Origin of the sequence: Methylobacterium sp. GC_Met_3 (assembly GCF_026540775.1) — a bacterium.
Lineage (GTDB): Bacteria > Pseudomonadota > Alphaproteobacteria > Rhizobiales > Beijerinckiaceae > Methylobacterium.
The window spans coordinates 1-271 of record NZ_JALNUL010000206.1; the positions used below are offsets into that span (position 1 = coordinate 1).

Annotated in this window: 1 pseudogene; it reads left to right on the top strand. The window is 67.5% G+C overall.

Going from position 1 to position 271, the window contains the following annotated elements:
• Positions 1-271, top strand: a pseudogene (gene cpsB / locus OXS27_RS32510) (mannose-1-phosphate guanylyltransferase/mannose-6-phosphate isomerase); the annotation flags it as partial.

The window sequence follows — 271 nt, forward strand, 5'->3', positions numbered from 1 at the left end:
TGGCCTGACCGCGGTGGTTGGGCTTGAGGACGTGGTGGTGGTCTCGACCCCCGACGCGGTGCTGGTCGCCTCCAAGGCGCATTCCGGTCAGGTGAAGGAACTGGTCAACGCTTTGCGGGCGAAGGGCGAGCCGGAGGCGGACGCGCATCTGCGGATGTACCGGCCCTGGGGTTGGTACCAGCGGATCGACATCGGCGAACGCTTCCAGGTGAAGCGGATCCAGGTGGTGCCGGGCGGACGGCTGTCGCTGCAGAAGCACTACCACCGGGCT